Below are 15,939 nucleotides of genomic sequence, written 5' to 3' on the forward strand. Positions count from 1 at the left end.
CGCTTCATAAACAAGGAATACCCCGATGAACCAGATGTCCCCCGTCAATGTCAGCGTCAACGGCCGCAGTTATGCCTGGCCGCGTGTGACAGCAATCGCGATCTGTCTTGATGGTTGCGAGCCCGCCTATCTCGATGAGGCGATCAAGGCGGGGCTGATGCCCGCTCTGGTCAGGATCAAGGAGAAGGGCACCGTGCGCATGGCGCATAGCGTCATCCCAAGCTTCACCAATCCGAACAACATGTCGATTGCGACGGGACGCCCGCCTTCAGTACACGGTATCTGCGGCAACTACCTCTACGAGCGTGAGACCGGCAAGGAAGTGATGATGAATGATCCGCGCTTCCTGCGCGCGCCGACCATTTTCAAGGCCTATTACGATGCAGGTGCCCGCGTGGCTGTAGTAACGGCAAAGGACAAGTTGCGTGCCCTGCTCGGCCATGGTCTGGCGTTTGATGATGATAGGGCAATCTGCTTCTCGTCGGAAAAGTCCGACCAGTCGACCAAGGCGGAGCATGGCATCGACAATGCATCGGCATGGCTCGGCAGACCCGTGCCAGAAGTTTATTCAGCGGAACTGTCGGAGTTCGTTTTTGCCGCCGGTGTTAAACTGCTCAAGACCTTCAAGCCGGATGTGATGTATCTGACAACGACGGATTACGTGCAGCACAAATATGCGCCGGGTGTTCCCGAAGCCAACGCATTCTATGAGATGTTCGATAAATATCTGGCTGAACTTGATGCGCTTGGCGCAGCGATTGTTGTTACAGCGGATCACGGCATGAAGCCAAAGCACAAGGCGGATGGATCACCAGACGTCGTCTACGTTCAGGATCTGCTGGACGAATGGCTGGGCAAGGATGCGGCCCGCGTCATTCTCCCGATTACGGATCCTTACGTGGTGCACCACGGGGCGCTTGGTTCGTTTGCAACAGCTTATTTGCCGGAGGGTGCTGATCAAGCCGGCATCATGGCGCGTTTGGCGAAGATCGAAGGCATTGATGTGGTGCTCGACAATGCTGCCGCATGTGAGCGTTTCGAATTGCCCAATGACCGTATTGGCGACATCGTTTTCCTCTCCACGGAGAACAAGACACTCGGCACCAGTGAGCACCGGCATGATCTTGCAGCGCTCAACGAACCGTTGCGTTCGCATGGCGGTCTGACCGAACAGGTGGTGCCTTTTATTGTCAACCGCAAATTGCCTGATCTGCCGGGTACGCCCGTGCTGCGCAATTTCGATGCCTTCCATTATGCCGCCATGGCCGCGGCTTTGGCATAAGCCACGGAGAACACGATTATGGTCAGGGTGGAAGCAGAGTTCAAAGTGCGGCATGAGCCGATGCGCATTGCAGGGCGGAAGGTCGATGCGGATGATGTCATCGAGGTTCACTACCCCTATACGAATGCGGTGATAGGTACTGTTCCGGCAGGCCGCACGGAGCATGCACGGCAGGCTTTTGAGATTGCCGCCAATTATAAACCCAAGCTGACGCGGTATGAACGTCAGCAGATATTATTCCGCACGGCTGAGGCGCTTGCCAGCCGCAGGGAGGAAATTGCCAATCTGATCACCCTGGAGCTGGGTATCTCCAAAGCCGATTCACTCTATGAGGTGGGGCGCGCTTATGACGTGTTTACACTCTCGGCGCAGATGTGCATCCAGGATGACGGCCAGATATTCTCCTGCGATCTGACCCCACATGGCAAAGCGCGCAAAATTTTCACCATGCGCGAGCCTTTACAGGCTATCTCGGCGATCACGCCCTTCAACCATCCGCTCAACATGGTGTCGCATAAGATCGCGCCGGCTATCGCCACAAATAATTGTGTCGTCTGCAAGCCTACGGAACTCACGCCGATGACAGCTCTGGTGTTGGCCGACATCCTGTACGACGCGGGGCTCCCGCCGGAAATGCTGTCCGTTGTTACCGGTTGGCCCGCCGATATCGGCATGGAAATGATCACCAATCCGAACATCGAACTCATCACCTTCACTGGGGGAGTGCCTGTTGGCAAGATGATAGCCAACACGGCGGGCTACAAGCGTGCTGTGCTGGAACTTGGTGGCAATGATCCGCTGATTATTCTCAATGATCTGAGCGACGACGATCTTGCCAAGGCGGCCGACCTTGCGGTTGCCGGAGCGACCAAGAATTCCGGACAACGCTGCACGGCAGTCAAGCGTATCCTCTGTCAGGAAAAGGTAGCTGACCGGTTCGTGCCGCTGGTACTGGAACGGGCGAAGAAACTCCGCTTCGGCGATCCGATGGATCGCTCTACCGATCTTGGAACTGTGGTTCACGAGAAGGCAGCCGCCTTGTTCGAAGCACGGGTGCACATGGCTGCAGAGCAGGGCGCAGAGATTCTCTACAATCCTGGCCGACAAGGTGCTTTGCTACCACCGATTGTCGTCGATCACGTCCCGCATGCTTCGGAGCTTGTTATGGAAGAAACATTTGGCCCGATCATTCCGATTATTCGTGCTCCGGATGATGACGATGCCTTGATCGCGCTGTCCAATTCCACTGCTTTTGGCCTCTCGTCCGGTGTGTGCACCAATGATTTTCGCCGTATGCAAAAATACATTGCGGGTCTCCACGTTGGCACAGTGAATATCTGGGAGGTGCCGGGTTATCGTATTGAAATGTCTCCGTTCGGTGGCATCAAGGATTCCGGGAATGGCTACAAGGAAGGCGTTTCCGAAGCCATGAAGAGCTACACGAACATCAAGACCTATTCGTTGCCCTGGTCTTGAATGGTACGCTATTTTAGACGTGAGAGAGCGCTGTGCGCTCTCTTTTCTTTTGTAAATGCTGGATTTTTTCTGTTTTTATTATCAGTCACATCATCGATTTTTCCAACAATAATATCAGATAAATAGATTTTACTTATCGAAGAGCGTTCCTCACTATTGACGAATGGACCGGGCGCATTCTGGCAAGATGAGGCATTTCTCAGTTGACGGCGGCGAACCTTTCCCAAGCAAAATGGCATAAGCCGATCTTTAAAAATGGGAACAAAGTCATGAACACGCACAAATCTGTGGCGCTTGCCGCCCTTGCCTTTACGCTTCTGTCATCGGCTGCCTATGCCGAGACCCAATTGACCGTCTATACCGCCTTCGAGGCCGTCGATCTGCAGCGTTATGCGGATACGTTCAATGCCGATCATCCCGATATCAAGATCAACTGGGTGCGCGATTCCACCGGTGTGATGACTGCAAAACTTCTTGCTGAAAAGGACAATCCGCAGGCGGATGTTGTGTGGGGTGTTGCTGCATCTTCTCTGCTGATGCTGAAGGGCGAGGGTATGCTGGAGCCCTATGCGCCGGCCGGGGTCGAAAAACTTGATCCGAAATTTGTCGACAGTTCCACGCCGCCAAGCTGGGTGGGCATGGACGCCTATGTCGCGGCCATCTGTTATAATACCGTCGAAGCAAAGAAGCTTGGCCTGACGCCGCCAAAGAGCTGGAAAGATCTGACAAAGCCTGAGTACAAGGACCATATTGTGATGCCGAATCCAGCATCGTCGGGGACGGGTTTCCTTGATGTGTCTGCCTGGCTGCAGCTCTTCGGAGAGAAAGACGCCTGGGCGTTTATGGACGGGCTGCACAAGAATATTTCAAGCTACACCCATTCTGGTTCGAAGCCCTGCAAGATGGCAGGTGCTGGCGAGACTGTCATTGGCGTCTCTTTTGAGTTTCCTGGCGCCAAGGCAAAGTCCGCCGGAGCACCGATCGACATCATTTTCCCGGAAGAAGGCTCGGGCTGGGAAGCAGAAGCTGGCGCTATCATTGCAGGTACACCGAAGCTTGATGCGGCAAAGGTGCTGATGGATTGGTCGATCAGCAAGAAGGCCAATGAGATGTACAATGTCGGTTATGCCGTACTGGCGATGCCAGGTGTTGCCAAACCTGTCGAAAACCTGCCGCCGGATGTTGCCTCCAAGATGATCAAGAATGATTTTGAGTGGGCCGCCAGCAACCGCAATGCGATCCTCAAGGAATGGAGCACCCGCTACGATTCCAAATCGGAACCCAAGAGCTAGGGCGTTCTGCATTTGAACTGGGCGCCGTCCATGCGGCGTCCTCCGTCAATCCTTGCGAGGTGCCCGATGAGACATGAAACGCTTGCTCCTTCTACGGCAATACCCACCGAGGTGCGCCCAATGGCACCATCCAGTAATCCGGCCTATCTGCAAATCTCGAATTTATGGAAGGCGTTTGGTGAGTTCCATGCCCTGAAGGATGTTTCCCTCGATATCAAGGAGGGAGAATTTGTTTGCTTCCTGGGTCCATCCGGTTGCGGAAAAACGACCCTTCTGCGCGCTGTCGCGGGACTTGATCTGCAAAGCCGAGGTACGATCAGGCAGGGCGGAAGAGACATTTCCACCTTGCCACCATCAAAACGCGATTATGGCATTGTCTTTCAGTCCTATGCGCTTTTCCCCAACCTGACCATTGCGAAGAACATCGCCTTCGGTCTCGAGAACACAAAACGGCCGAAGGCTGAAATCGAGGCGCGGGTAAAAGAGCTTTTGGCCCTTGTTGGCCTGCCGGATCAAGCCAACAAATATCCCTCACAACTCTCCGGCGGCCAGCAGCAACGCATCGCCCTCGCCCGCGCCATTGCCATTTCTCCCGGTCTGTTGTTGCTCGATGAGCCATTGTCGGCTCTTGACGCGAAAGTACGGGTACACCTGCGTCACGAGATCAAGGAACTGCAGCGCAAGCTCGGGGTGACGACAATCATGGTGACCCATGATCAGGAAGAAGCCTTGTCCATGGCTGATCGTATCGTGGTCATGAACCACGGCGTGATCGAACAGGTAGGCACCCCCACGGAAATCTATCGGCATCCGAAGACCTTGTTCGTTGCGGATTTCATTGGCGAAACCAACAAGCTTCAAGCGCGGGCAACGAACAAGAATGGCGTGGCTTTTGGCACAGGCGAGTTGCGCTGCGCACCACATTCTTTTGATGCAGACCAGCCCGTTATTGCTGCCATCCGTCCCGAAGATGTGATCCCCCACGAAACCGGTTTCAAATCTGGAGAGGCGCATAATCTCATCGACGTGGTTATCGGCGAGATGGAGTTTCTTGGCTCCTTCTGGCGGACACGCCTGCGTGGTAAAAAGCTTGGCGACGAAGTTCTGTTTGCCGATTTCTCGATTAATGCCGCCCGCCGTCTTGGCCTCGCCGAAGGTGGTTTTCTAACGGTAGAACTGCCTGCAGAGCGGCTTCTGGTATTCCCGCAAGGAGGTGACCATGGCAGCGGTCACTGACACGCTCATGCCATCAGGCAGTTTGCCGCGCCAGCGGCTCGACCGGGATGATCTAGTCAAGCGCGGTCTGATGGTTGTCATCTCGCTCTATTTGATCGTCTCGCTCGCCGCGCCGCTCTATGTGATGCTGTCGAAATCATTCTCGACCTACAGTTTTGATCTCACTCGGTACGAGTTTCAGGTAAGCGATGCGGCCGGCCATTTCGGCCAAACAACAACTGCCGCAGTGCTGAATGACCGGCTCTCGGTTCTCACACGGGATAAGCTGGCAACCAATGCCGATGGCAGACTCGCGGCGACAAGCTTCTTTCCCGATTTCAGTTTTCGCAGTCCGGTGAAGTACAGGATACGCGGCACGACCGATGACGCAGCCTATCTGATAGGCTCGGACCTGCATCGCGGAACCGAATGGCAGGAACTGGATTCCAACACGTTTCGCCGAGTTGCACTCAGATCGGCACGCTCGACTGGCATCGGTAATTATGTCAGTTATTTCTCCACGCCAACGCTGTTTCGCTCCATCGAGAATTCACTGTTTATCGCTGTCATCAGTACGGCTTTAACGGTGGGTATCGCCTTTGGTTTCGCCTATGCGATCAGTCGCAGCTGCATGCGTTTCAAGGGAGTATTTCGCTTGATCGCGATGGCGCCCATCCTTGTACCATCACTTTTGCCGGGCATTGCCTTGATTTATCTGTTTGGTAATCAGGGCATGATCAGGGATGTGCTTTTTGGCGCCTCGATCTATGGACCGCTTGGGATCATCATCGGGTCGGTGTTCTTTACGTTTCCGCACGCGCTGATCATTATTTCAACTGCGCTCGCCATTTCCGATCAACGCCACTACGAGGCGGCCGCGTCGTTGCGTGCAAGCAAATGGCGGACATTCTGGACAGTCACCATCCCGGGGGCTCGTTTCGGATTGATCTCGGCGGCATTCGTTGTTTTCACGCTGGTGATCACCGATTTCGGGCTGCCCAAGGTGATCGGCGGTCAGTACAATGTGCTGGCCGTCGATATCTACAAGCAGGTTATCGGCCAGCAGAATTTTGAAATGGGTGCGGTTGTCTCGGTGATCCTGCTCGTACCGGCTCTTGCTGCGTTTTTGGTCGACCGCCTTGTTCAGAAAAAACAGGTTGCGCTGCTTTCGGCCCGCTCCGTTCCCTATGCGCCGAAGCCAAACCGGAAGTTCGATCGCTTGTGCCTTGGGTGGTGCAGCCTTGTGGCTGCGTTCATCATCGGCATATTGCTGGTTTGCCAGCTGGCGGCGCTGGTCAAGTTCTGGCCCTATGATCTTACTCCAAGCCTGAAGAATTTTGCCTTCAACCATATGGATGGCGGTGGCTGGGGATCATACAAAAACTCTATCCAGCTTTCTGGGCTGACGGCTATCTTCGGAACGATTATCGTTTTCACCGGTGCGTACATGGTGGAAAAGACGGAAGGGTTCTGGAAGGGCCGCGCCGTGTTTCACTTCCTGGCAATGTTGCCCATGGCTGTGCCGGGCCTGGTGCTGGGTCTTGCCTATATCTTTTTCTTCAACAATCCGGCCAATCCGCTGCATCCCATCTATGGCACGATGGCCATTCTGGTCATCTGCACCATCACGCACTTCTATACGGTCGGCCATCTGACCGCTCTGACGGCGCTCAAGCAAATTGATGGTGAATTTGAATCCGTGGCGTCTTCATTGAAACAGCCTTTTTACAAGCTGTTTGCACGAGTGACAGTCCCCGTGTGTCTGCCGGCCATTCTGGACATTTCAATCTATCTCTTCGTCAACGCGATGACGACAGTCTCGGCTGTGGTCTTCATCTATTCGACGGATACGGCTCTGGCATCAGTCGCAGTGCTGAACATGGACGATGCCGGCGATATTGCGCCGGCGGCCGCTATGGGGATGATGATCTTCTACACCAATGTGGTGGCACGCCTTGTTCATGCATTTCTGTCACGTGCCGTGCTTTCCCGAACCCAGGCATGGCGCAGCCGTGGCTGATGGGTACGGTGTTTATTCGGCTGGGACCTAAGCTCAATCCGGGCTCAAGCAGCAGGAGCGGTTGAGATTGTCCAAAGCGCCTTGTGCGCAAAGCGAATGAAGCCGCTGACCGGCAAGGGGCCTCGAGACCTTTCTTGCCCGGGCAACGTTCACTGGCAATTTGACCGGGCGTGTTGCGTTAATATTGTAGAATCTTGTTGAGAAATTCACGGGTACGTGGCTGACGATCCTCAATATTGCCGAAGAACTCGTCCTTGGTTGTATCCTCAAGAATTCTCCCGCCGACGTCCATGAAGATGACGCGATTTGAGACCTTGCGGGCAAAACCCATTTCGTGTGTTACCACCATCATGGTCATGCCCTCTGAGGCAAGACCGACCATGACATCAAGCACCTCACCCACCATCTCTGGATCAAGTGCCGACGTAGGCTCGTCGAAAAGCATGATAATCGGATCCATCGATAGCGCGCGAGCGATGGCTACGCGCTGCTGCTGGCCACCAGAAAGCTGACCAGGGAATTTATGCTGGTGCTCTATCAGGCCGACACGCTCCAGCATCTGCAGGCCGCGTTTTTTTGCTTCATCTTTCCGGCGCCCAAGCACCTTGACCTGGGCAATGGTGAGATTGTCAGCCACAGACAGGTGCGGAAACAGTTCGAAATGCTGGAAGACCATGCCCACGCGACTGCGCATCTTCGGCAAGTTCGTGGCCCTGTCGTGGACAGCGATGCCGTCGACCCAGATCTCGCCTTTCTGGATGGGCTCCAGGGCATTGATGGTCTTGATCAGGGTGGACTTGCCCGAACCGGAGGGCCCGCAGACGACGACGACTTCCCCCTTGTTGATCTTGACGGAGCAGTCGTTGAGGACCTGAGTCGCGCCATACCATTTGGAAACGCTCTTCATTTCGATCATTGTGATTGATGTCCTTTAGTTCAGCGCACGATGCGGATTTTTTGGTTCAGGCTCTTTACGAGCATGGACAAGGTAAAAGAGATGGCAAAATAGACCACCGCGGCAAGCAGATAGGTTTCGATCCTCCTGCCAAACGTGTTGCCCATGATCTCAAATCCCTTAAGAATGTCATAGGCGCCGATGGCATAGACCAGTGACGTGTCCTGAAAGAGCACGATGGTTTGGGTCAGGAACACCGGCAGCATGTTGCGGATCGCCTGGGGCAGGATGATATAGCGCATATTCTGTCCATAGGTCATGCCAAGGGCCTGTCCCGCGTTCATTTGCCCGCGCGGCAAGGATTGAATACCGGCACGCACGATCTCACTGAAGAACGCGGCTTCAAAGACGATGAACGTAATCAGGGCGCAAATTTCGGCTCGGTACTTCTGGCCGGTCTCGCCCGGAAACAGATCATAAAAGCCCGAGGGAACCAGCAGGAAAAACCACAGAAGCACCATCACAAGCGGCACACTGCGAAACACATTGACGTACCAGGTCGCCACATATTCCAACGGCTTGATGTTGGATAGGCGCATCAGCGCAATGATTGTTCCCAGAGCGATGCCCCCGATCGTGGCGGCGATCGTAAGAGAGACGCTGAAGTAGAGGCCGCTGATAAGGTAATTGCTGATATTGGCCCAGGTATAGAATGAAAAATCAAGCGTAGACATCAGTGCGCCCCCTGTGCTTGGGGCGTCAGGCCCGGTATTCGGGTCCGCCGCTCCAGGAAGGACATAACCTGATTGACTATGAGCGCGGTCAGCGCATACAGCAGCGTCGCCGCAAGATAGACTTCGATCCCGCGCGAGGTCTCTTCCTGCGTCTGCATGGCGAAGCTGATCAGCTCGGGAATCGATACCGCAAAGGCTACTGACGAGTTCTTGACGATATTCATGGCTTCACTCGTCAGCGGGGGAATGATGATGCGGAAGGTCTGCGGCAGAATCACATAGCGATAGGTCTGGAACTGGGTAAAGCCGACGGCCAGACCAGCGTTGCGCTGGCCCGCAGGCAATGCCTGGATACCTGCACGTATCTGTTCCGCAATGCGGGCCGAGGTGAAGAAACCGAGAGCGCAGCAGGCGAGAACGAAGCCTGGCAAGCTCTTCATACCTGGGACCAACTCCGAAATCACGAAGAACCAGATAAAGAGCTGGACGAGAATGGGGATGTTGCGAAACAACTCAACCCACGCCGCTGCGAACGCAGAGATAACCCTATGCCCGGAAATCGTCCGCAATGTGCCGATGAGAATGCCAAATACCAGGGCGATGACGAGGGAGGTAGCTGCTACCGCAACCGTATATCCCCAGGCAGATATCATCCATTGAAAGTAGGTGACACCGTCGCCCCGATCTTCCCACAGAAACTGCCAGCGATCCCACACGTCCTGCCAATATGTCATTATCTCTCGCCCACAAATCAATCTCTAACTAGCCAGCCCGAATGAAGCAGCGGCAGATATTCCACAGAAGCAACACTCATGGCCGGACCGTTTGGCGTGTCAAAGGACGGCCCTTTTAAACCACTCTGGACGCGATATCCACCGGGGTTACCGCGTCCAAGTTATTCAGACTCAAGTTTTTGACAATCCGGCCTTATTGACCAGGCTGCTTGTATTCCTCAGTCGGCTTATCGTTTGGATTAGCCCATGCTTCCTTGGTTGCTTCCGATGCCGGCATGTTCAGCGAAACATTGTTCGGCGGGATTGGCTGCATGAACCACTTGTCATAAAGCTTGGCAATCGTGCCGGCCTTGATCTGTTCCACGACGCTTTCATCGACCGCCTTCTTGAACTCAGGATCGTCCTTGCGGATCATGATGGCAATAGGCTCAACAGAAAGCACTTCCGGCAAAATCTTGAAATCCGCAGGCTTCTGCGCCCGGGCAATGTTGGCTGCCAGAATCGACGCATCCATCACGAAAGCGTCCGCGCGACCGCTCTGCAAGAGCAGGAAGCTGTCGGCGTGATCCTTGCCGTATACCTCGTTGAACGTAATGTCCTTGCCGCGCTTGTTTTTACGCAGAGTCTGTACTGAGGTGGTGCCCGTCGTGGTCGCCACATTCTTACCGCTCAGATCCTCAAGTTTGTTGATGCTCGAGTCAGCGCGGACAGCAATTTTCACTTCCTCGACATAGACGGTATCAGCAAACGCTACGTCTTTTGCGCGCGCTGTGTTGTTCGTTGTCGAGCCGCATTCGAGATCGACAGTACCGTTCTGAACCAATGGCACGCGGTTCTGTGATGTGACGGGTTGATACCGGATCTCCAGTTTTTCCAGTCCGAGCTTCTTCTTGATGTCAGCAATGATGTTCTGGCAGACATCATAGTGATAACCAGTGTAGACGCCATTGCCGAGTGTATAGGCCAACCCGGAAGACTCTCTTACACCCTGCGTGATGCTTCCAGATGACTTGATCTTGTCGAGAGTTCCGTCAGCATATGCCGCTGACCCAAAAGCAACAAACATCGTTGTTGCAGCGATCAGAATTTTTTTCATTTAATCCTCCAATTCGAACGCGGTGACTATGGCCGCATTCGGGGCATTTGAAAAGCGCTTACGCTCCCGTTTTACGAACATGGACAGTTTACCTGCTGAGTAGTCACAGGGATTTGAGGGTGTGTAAGCGGGCCCTGCATTTCGGTTCGGATCAGCGAATCCAATGCCAAGAAGGCTTTTGCGCGCCGCTGCTTGCTCATTGCTTTCAATCGCGATTTACAAATTGTGGAGAACGGGGCAACAGAGAATTTCGCCCACATTCTTACCTTTGATTTATCAGCTGGAGCAGCGATCATTGATTGATGTGCCAAGACAACTCCTATCGCAGAGGAAGCAATCGACGACTGCCGCCACACCAGCAGGAATGCGATTAGCGAGACGTTGTGCCTGAAATTCTTGAACCGTTTGTAGGCAGCAACAGCACGTGGTCTATGCATCAATCGAATTCTATGCAAAGGCAGCTGCCCGTCAGGGCAACGCCCTTTGGGGCTTTACGCTCTGGCATAAAAAATACTAAAAGTGACCATCGTGTTCTTCGCGCGATACTTATCAAATCCGCCAGAGGGAGGTTCACCATGGCCACAGGAACAGTTAAATGGTTCAATTCAACAAAAGGCTTTGGTTTTATCCAGCCTGACGACGGCGGTGCAGATGTATTTGTGCATATCTCGGCAGTTGAGCGTGCGGGATTACGCAGTCTCAATGATGGTCAGAAGATTAATTACGAACTGGTGCGTGACAACCGGTCAGGTAAAATGTCGGCTGACCAATTAAGTGCGGATTGAACCGGCACACGATCATCCCGCCGCAATGGCGGGAAGATCAACTGGCAATCACAGATAATCTCTACCAGTCGAGCCTATTGTTTTGATAGTCGAGATAGAGATTCTCTCCCGTACCCATATGGGTCTCAACGACATCCGCGACTCCGCGAACACTGGGCTCAACTTCGATCTCCGGCTCGATGGCACCGTCGAGTGTGCCCATTGACGTTCGCGCCCAGCCGGGATGGATTGAGAGCACCGTCAATCCTTTTTCCTTGTTGTCGGCAAAGATGCCGCGGGTGAGCATGTTCAGTGCGACCTTGCTTGTCCGGTAGAGCTCGAGTCCGCCCTCCACATTCATGGTGATGCTGCCCCGATGAGAAGACATGAAGGCCAGTGTGCCGCCAGGCATGATGAGCCTGCCGAGAAGATGCCGCGCCAGACGGGCAGGCCCAAAGGTGTTGGTCAGCATGATCGCAGCAAATTCTTCATCTGTTGCTTCGGTCACGCTTTGGTGGAACGCACCCCAGATGCCAGCGTTGAGGTAGATGACGTCGAAACGACGATCCGCCAATGATGCCAGAAAAGGCGCGATCTGCGTCGCATCGGTGACGTCGATTGCTGCGATTGCCAAACGGTTTGGATCGGTTCTGCCGATGTCCTCAAGGGCGCTTGTATCCGAGCCCGCCCGAGCGGTGCCGACAACAGACCAACCCCGGTTGAAGAACTGCTGCGCAAGCCCAAGGCCAAGCCCACGTTCGGCCGCCACAATAAGAATGGATTGCGTCATGGTTCGTTTCCCCTAGGATTATAGAGCTGTGTAACCACCGTCAGCCATGACCAGGGCTCCGGTCATGAATGCAGAGGCGGGAGAGGCAAGAAAGGCGATGACCTCGGCGATGTCGATTGGCTGGGCGACGCGTCCGATGGGATGGACCCCGGCGTAGCTCGCCAGTGTCGCCTTGCTGTCTTCCACAATGCCTTCGAGAATATCGGTTTCGACGACACCTGGTGCGACGGCGTTGGCGCGGATACCATGATCGCCATATTCGACTGCAATGACTTTGGTAAGCTGGGCGATTGCGCCCTTGGAAGCTGCATAGACCGCTGTATCTTTCATGCCGACGGTTGAGACGATCGAGGCAACGTTGACGATCACGCCCCCCCGTTGGTTGACCATGATCTTCACCGCCTCGCGCGAATGCAAAAAGTTGCCGCGGGCATTCACCGCCATGATGCGGTCCCAATCTGAGACACTCATTGCTGTCAACGGCTTGTTCATGGTTTGCCCGGCATTGTTGACGAGGATGTCCACTGCGCCAAAGCGTTCCATGGCAAGCGCCATAGTGCGTACGGCCGTTTTCTCTTCGGCAACGTCGCCGGAAATGATCGCGACATCTTCATTCTCCAACTCCCGTATTGCCGGATTGAGGTCGCTGGCGACGATGCGAGCACCCCGAGCGTTGAACAACAGCACTGTCTCGCGACCGATACCGCGCGCGGCACCGGTCACCACCGCCACTTTACCCGACAGATCCCATCCGTGGGGGATTTGACTATTCATGTTATGCGCCGTGCTCGAAATCGGTGCTGCGGGTAACGGCTTCCCAGGCATCGATCTCATCGGCAATCTGATCCAGTTTGCTTCGGGCACGGCGCAGTGCGTCACTGCCGAGCAGCAAATGAAGAGGTGGTTTATCGGAGCGGACCAAGTCAATGATCGCCTGTGCCGCGAGATCGGGATTGCCCTGCTGCCGGCCCGCAACGGAATCGAAGGCAGCAGAACTCCTTCCAATAGTCTCGGCATAGGCAATATCTTCGGCGTCACTTTTGCGGATTGAGTGAGACGAAAGGAAGTCTGTCCGGAATGCACCAGGCGCGACTGCCGTCACTTTGATGCCAAGCGATGCGATCTCGAGTGCCAATGCTGATGAAAGCCCTTCAAGCGCGTATTTGGCGGCAGCATAGACGGCCGACCCGGTGGTTGGCGCGCGCCCGGCGATCGAAGTGATGTTGATGATGTGCCCGGACCTTTGCGCACGAAGGTAAGGCAATGCCGTGCGAATAATTCGAAACGGTGCAAAAACATCGACAGCAAACAGTCTCTCGACATCCGTATCGGATGCCTTTTCCAATGCGCCCAGCAGGCCGTATCCGGCATTGTTTACGATAACGTCGATCTGCCCCGCTATTTCAAAGGCCCTCGTTACGCTGGCAGCTGCGGCTTGGCCGTCGGCCAGATCAACATTCAAGACATGCAATGTGCCGCGATCATGATCAAGTTCGAATGACCCCGTTCGAACCGTTCCAATAACAGTATCCCCTTCTGCCAATGCCGCCGCGGCAAGTGCTTTGCCAAGGCCGCGTGAAATCCCTGTGATGAACCACGTTGTCATTTTTGTACCCTTTTCAATTTCTCAGAGAGAAAATGACACAAAGCCGACGCCTTTATAATGCATTCAGAAATTACAGCACTTGTTAGATGAGCTAAGCAATGTATGGTGCAAAAATGGATATCTTGCTTGCCGGACATGACTACAACCAGCTGCGGGCTTTCATCGCCGTTGCTGAATTTCTGAGCTTCTCCCGGGCCGCCGACAGCCTCGGCGTCTCGCCTTCAGCGCTGAGCCAGATGGTACGAAGTTTCGAGGAGCGAGTGGAGATGCGCCTCCTCCACCGGACGACGCGAAACGTGTCACTGACGGAGGCTGGTGAAAATTTGCTTCAACGGGTCAGGCCCGCTGCATTCGAGCTCGGAAGTGCTGTTGCACAGGCTCGCCTTTCGGGGGAGAATCCTGCTGGGACGGTAAAGGTGCATTCGTTCCGATCTGCCGCCCGCAAGCACATCGAACCCATTCTTTCCAGCTTCACCGAACGCTACCCCGAGATACTGCTCGACATCACGCTGGATGACGAGGTCATTGATATAGTCGCTGGCGGTTTCGATGTGGGGTTGCGTATAGGGGAGGTGATCGAGCGCGACATGATCGCTGTTCGTCTGGGATCAGAGCTTCGGCAGGTGGTGGTGGCGACACCTGATTACCTTGCACGACATGGGCGCCCGAAGCATCCGCGCGATCTTATAAATCATCGTTGTATACGGTGGCGCTGGCCGGGCCGGGCGACGCCCTATGCTTGGGAATTCTTCGAGAATGAAACCTGGTTCAGCGTCTCCGTTGGTGGTCCGCTGATTTTCAGTGACAAGGAAATGGCGCTGAGCGCGACCCTCAAAGGGATAGGGATCGGATTTCCAATCGAAGACACCGTTGAAGACCACATTGCTGAAGGAAGGGTCGTCAGCGTTCTCGATCCCTGGTGCGCTGTATTTCCGGGGCTATTCCTGTGCTATCCCAAACAGCGCCATATGGCACCCGCGTTGCGGGTTTTCATCGATGCCGTACGAGCCGGTGCCTGAAGCTCGTTTTCTGCCATCGCTCCATCTTCATCGTCTGAAAGTAATGGCGGAGTGGACGGCCGTCGTCTTGGCCGCTTGAGTTCGACAAGATGGCATCACCGCACATATCAACAGATAATGCGACGTCACCTGCAAGCCCATTCAAGCTATGAACAGTTTACGACAGATCCGGGCGAAGTGTCCTAAAACTTAGAAAAGGCGCGGCTGTTATCTGCGGTCGAAGATTTCTGGCTGCAATTTTCCAGTCTTCATCAGATGTTGCAGCGTATATGCTACAGAAAGAGCGTCATCCAGTGCATCGTGCCCCTGTAGTGGAGGATATTCGAGTTGATAATAGTTGGCCAGCTTGTTGCTTGGCGTCTTCGCCAGATCCTCGATTGGCATCCCCGCTGCGATCAAGAGCTTGACAGCATTGTCGAAGCGGCAAGCTGGGATGGAAGGCTGAACCCCTGCGACATAGCAACTGATGGCAACCATGTTCAGTTCATCCTTGCCCCATGACCAAAACCGGGCGCCTTCCGAAAATCTGTCAACGCCAGCAAGAGCCTTCTGCAGGTCAACACCCTCGGCATCGATGCTCTCTTGGGTGATGCCTGTCAGATCCGTGAAGTATGGATCAAGCGGATAGCTTTTACCGAAGCGGTCGATGGGCCGAACATAGGATCTGTATGTATCCAGGATAGGAAACGCACCTTCAAGGCCGAGCTTGACGGCCCCGATTTGCGCTATAACCGGGTCAGGGTCAATCGCTGCGCACCAATACCGGCGTTGCGAACCCTCGACGCAAAGAAATTCGCAGTCGAACACAATCGCTGTCTTCATGATTGTTCCCCGTTTTGAAGCGTGCTTTGCTTGTCGCAGACAATTTCCGTCGCAAGTATCCCCGGCTTTGGCAGGTTTCTGCGAGCGAATTCGCTACAAAAATCAGTATTCCCGTTGTCGATTTATAGTTCAATTGAGATTCTCAGAGTTTTTAACCAATTTTGACATTCCAATGGGGAATTTTTCAATTGGAA

The 15,939-nt window shown here is 54.3% G+C and carries 15 protein-coding genes; 7 read left to right on the forward strand and 8 right to left on the reverse strand.

Features of this window, described 5'->3' with window-relative positions:
* The first annotated feature begins 25 nt into the window (after positions 1-25).
* The 5 genes from phnA to FHW16_RS16310 all read left to right on the forward strand — a co-directional run bounded on the left by phnA (position 26) and on the right by FHW16_RS16310 (position 7,285).
* On the forward strand, positions 26-1,282 hold the full coding sequence (gene phnA, locus FHW16_RS16290; protein ID WP_182550285.1) for a phosphonoacetate hydrolase: 1,257 nt from the start codon (positions 26-28) through the stop codon (positions 1,280-1,282).
* Between the two features lie 18 nt (positions 1,283-1,300).
* Positions 1,301-2,758, forward strand: coding sequence for a phosphonoacetaldehyde dehydrogenase (gene phnY / locus FHW16_RS16295; RefSeq protein WP_182550286.1), 1,458 nt, complete (start codon positions 1,301-1,303; stop codon positions 2,756-2,758).
* A gap of 269 nt (positions 2,759-3,027) precedes the next feature.
* The gene (locus FHW16_RS16300; protein WP_182550287.1) at positions 3,028-4,050 is read left to right on the forward strand and encodes a putative 2-aminoethylphosphonate ABC transporter substrate-binding protein; all 1,023 of its coding nucleotides are present in this window, start codon (positions 3,028-3,030) and stop codon (positions 4,048-4,050) included.
* 66 nt (positions 4,051-4,116) lie between these two features.
* Positions 4,117-5,286, forward strand: coding sequence for a putative 2-aminoethylphosphonate ABC transporter ATP-binding protein (locus FHW16_RS16305; protein ID WP_432652040.1), 1,170 nt, complete (start codon positions 4,117-4,119; stop codon positions 5,284-5,286).
* Positions 5,270-7,285, forward strand: a complete 2,016-nt coding sequence (locus FHW16_RS16310; protein WP_182550289.1) for a putative 2-aminoethylphosphonate ABC transporter permease subunit — start codon at positions 5,270-5,272, stop codon at positions 7,283-7,285. Before FHW16_RS16305 ends, FHW16_RS16310 begins: the two co-directional genes overlap by 17 nt.
* 178 nt (positions 7,286-7,463) lie before the next feature.
* On the opposite strand, the gene FHW16_RS16315 is transcribed toward FHW16_RS16310, so the two are convergent.
* From FHW16_RS16315 to FHW16_RS16330, 4 genes are all read right to left on the reverse strand, one after another.
* Positions 7,464-8,201: an amino acid ABC transporter ATP-binding protein gene (locus FHW16_RS16315; protein WP_182550290.1), complete on the reverse strand. Its 738-nt coding sequence runs from the start codon at positions 8,199-8,201 to the stop codon at positions 7,464-7,466.
* Positions 8,202-8,221: 20 nt separating this feature from the next.
* Positions 8,222-8,914, reverse strand: coding sequence for an amino acid ABC transporter permease (locus FHW16_RS16320; protein ID WP_182550291.1), 693 nt, complete (start codon positions 8,912-8,914; stop codon positions 8,222-8,224).
* Positions 8,914-9,648 carry an amino acid ABC transporter permease gene (locus tag FHW16_RS16325; protein WP_182550292.1) on the reverse strand — a complete coding sequence of 245 codons (735 nt, stop codon included), beginning with the start codon at positions 9,646-9,648 and terminating at the stop codon, positions 8,914-8,916. Before FHW16_RS16325 ends, FHW16_RS16320 begins: the two co-directional genes overlap by 1 nt.
* Positions 9,649-9,841: 193 nt before the next feature.
* A complete protein-coding gene (locus tag FHW16_RS16330) occupies positions 9,842-10,744 on the reverse strand; it encodes an amino acid ABC transporter substrate-binding protein (RefSeq protein ID WP_182550293.1) in 903 nt (300 codons plus the stop codon).
* A gap of 575 nt (positions 10,745-11,319) precedes the next feature.
* Here FHW16_RS16330 and FHW16_RS16335 point away from each other — a divergent pair.
* Positions 11,320-11,529, forward strand: coding sequence for a cold-shock protein (locus FHW16_RS16335; protein WP_182550294.1), 210 nt, complete (start codon positions 11,320-11,322; stop codon positions 11,527-11,529).
* 61 nt (positions 11,530-11,590) lie between these two features.
* Here the strand turns inward: FHW16_RS16335 and FHW16_RS16340 are convergent, their stop codons facing one another.
* Genes FHW16_RS16340 through FHW16_RS16350 form a run of 3 tightly spaced genes read right to left on the reverse strand, consistent with a single transcriptional unit; the run spans position 11,591 to position 13,904 of the window.
* Positions 11,591-12,298 carry an SDR family NAD(P)-dependent oxidoreductase gene (locus FHW16_RS16340; protein WP_182550295.1) on the reverse strand — a complete coding sequence of 236 codons (708 nt, stop codon included), beginning with the start codon at positions 12,296-12,298 and terminating at the stop codon, positions 11,591-11,593.
* 18 nt (positions 12,299-12,316) lie between these two features.
* Positions 12,317-13,072 carry an SDR family NAD(P)-dependent oxidoreductase gene (locus tag FHW16_RS16345; RefSeq protein ID WP_182550296.1) on the reverse strand — a complete coding sequence of 252 codons (756 nt, stop codon included), beginning with the start codon at positions 13,070-13,072 and terminating at the stop codon, positions 12,317-12,319.
* A 1-nt stretch (position 13,073) separates the two neighbouring features.
* Entirely contained in the window at positions 13,074-13,904 is an 831-nt protein-coding gene (locus tag FHW16_RS16350; RefSeq protein ID WP_182550297.1) for an SDR family NAD(P)-dependent oxidoreductase, read from the reverse strand.
* A 113-nt stretch (positions 13,905-14,017) separates the two neighbouring features.
* On the opposite strand from FHW16_RS16350, the gene FHW16_RS16355 reads away from it, so the two are divergent.
* Positions 14,018-14,923, forward strand: a complete 906-nt coding sequence (locus FHW16_RS16355) for a LysR family transcriptional regulator (protein WP_182550298.1) — start codon at positions 14,018-14,020, stop codon at positions 14,921-14,923.
* 207 nt (positions 14,924-15,130) lie between these two features.
* Here FHW16_RS16355 and FHW16_RS16360 read toward each other — a convergent pair whose 3' ends face one another.
* A complete protein-coding gene (locus tag FHW16_RS16360; protein WP_182550299.1) occupies positions 15,131-15,745 on the reverse strand; it encodes a 3'-5' exonuclease in 615 nt (204 codons plus the stop codon).
* Between the last annotated feature and the right edge of the window lie 194 nt (positions 15,746-15,939).

The sequence above is a fragment of the Phyllobacterium myrsinacearum genome (assembly GCF_014138285.1).
GTDB classification, from domain to species: domain Bacteria; phylum Pseudomonadota; class Alphaproteobacteria; order Rhizobiales; family Rhizobiaceae; genus Phyllobacterium; species Phyllobacterium myrsinacearum_A.

Coding starts and splice junctions, on each gene's coding strand:
- FHW16_RS16310 (WP_182550289.1), top strand. CDS start 5,270: ATGGCAGCGGTCACTGACACGCTCATGCCATCAGGCAGTTTGCCGCGC.
- FHW16_RS16320 (WP_182550291.1), bottom strand. CDS start 8,914: ATGTCTACGCTTGATTTTTCATTCTATACCTGGGCCAATATCAGCAAT.
- phnY (WP_182550286.1), top strand. CDS start 1,301: ATGGTCAGGGTGGAAGCAGAGTTCAAAGTGCGGCATGAGCCGATGCGC.
- phnA (WP_182550285.1), top strand. CDS start 26: ATGAACCAGATGTCCCCCGTCAATGTCAGCGTCAACGGCCGCAGTTAT.
- FHW16_RS16305 (WP_432652040.1), top strand. CDS start 4,117: ATGAGACATGAAACGCTTGCTCCTTCTACGGCAATACCCACCGAGGTG.
- FHW16_RS16325 (WP_182550292.1), bottom strand. CDS start 9,648: ATGACATATTGGCAGGACGTGTGGGATCGCTGGCAGTTTCTGTGGGAA.
- FHW16_RS16315 (WP_182550290.1), bottom strand. CDS start 8,201: ATGATCGAAATGAAGAGCGTTTCCAAATGGTATGGCGCGACTCAGGTC.
- FHW16_RS16335 (WP_182550294.1), top strand. CDS start 11,320: ATGGCCACAGGAACAGTTAAATGGTTCAATTCAACAAAAGGCTTTGGT.
- FHW16_RS16350 (WP_182550297.1), bottom strand. CDS start 13,904: ATGACAACGTGGTTCATCACAGGGATTTCACGCGGCCTTGGCAAAGCA.
- FHW16_RS16360 (WP_182550299.1), bottom strand. CDS start 15,745: ATGAAGACAGCGATTGTGTTCGACTGCGAATTTCTTTGCGTCGAGGGT.
- FHW16_RS16345 (WP_182550296.1), bottom strand. CDS start 13,072: ATGAATAGTCAAATCCCCCACGGATGGGATCTGTCGGGTAAAGTGGCG.
- FHW16_RS16355 (WP_182550298.1), top strand. CDS start 14,018: ATGGATATCTTGCTTGCCGGACATGACTACAACCAGCTGCGGGCTTTC.
- FHW16_RS16300 (WP_182550287.1), top strand. CDS start 3,028: ATGAACACGCACAAATCTGTGGCGCTTGCCGCCCTTGCCTTTACGCTT.
- FHW16_RS16330 (WP_182550293.1), bottom strand. CDS start 10,744: ATGAAAAAAATTCTGATCGCTGCAACAACGATGTTTGTTGCTTTTGGG.
- FHW16_RS16340 (WP_182550295.1), bottom strand. CDS start 12,298: ATGACGCAATCCATTCTTATTGTGGCGGCCGAACGTGGGCTTGGCCTT.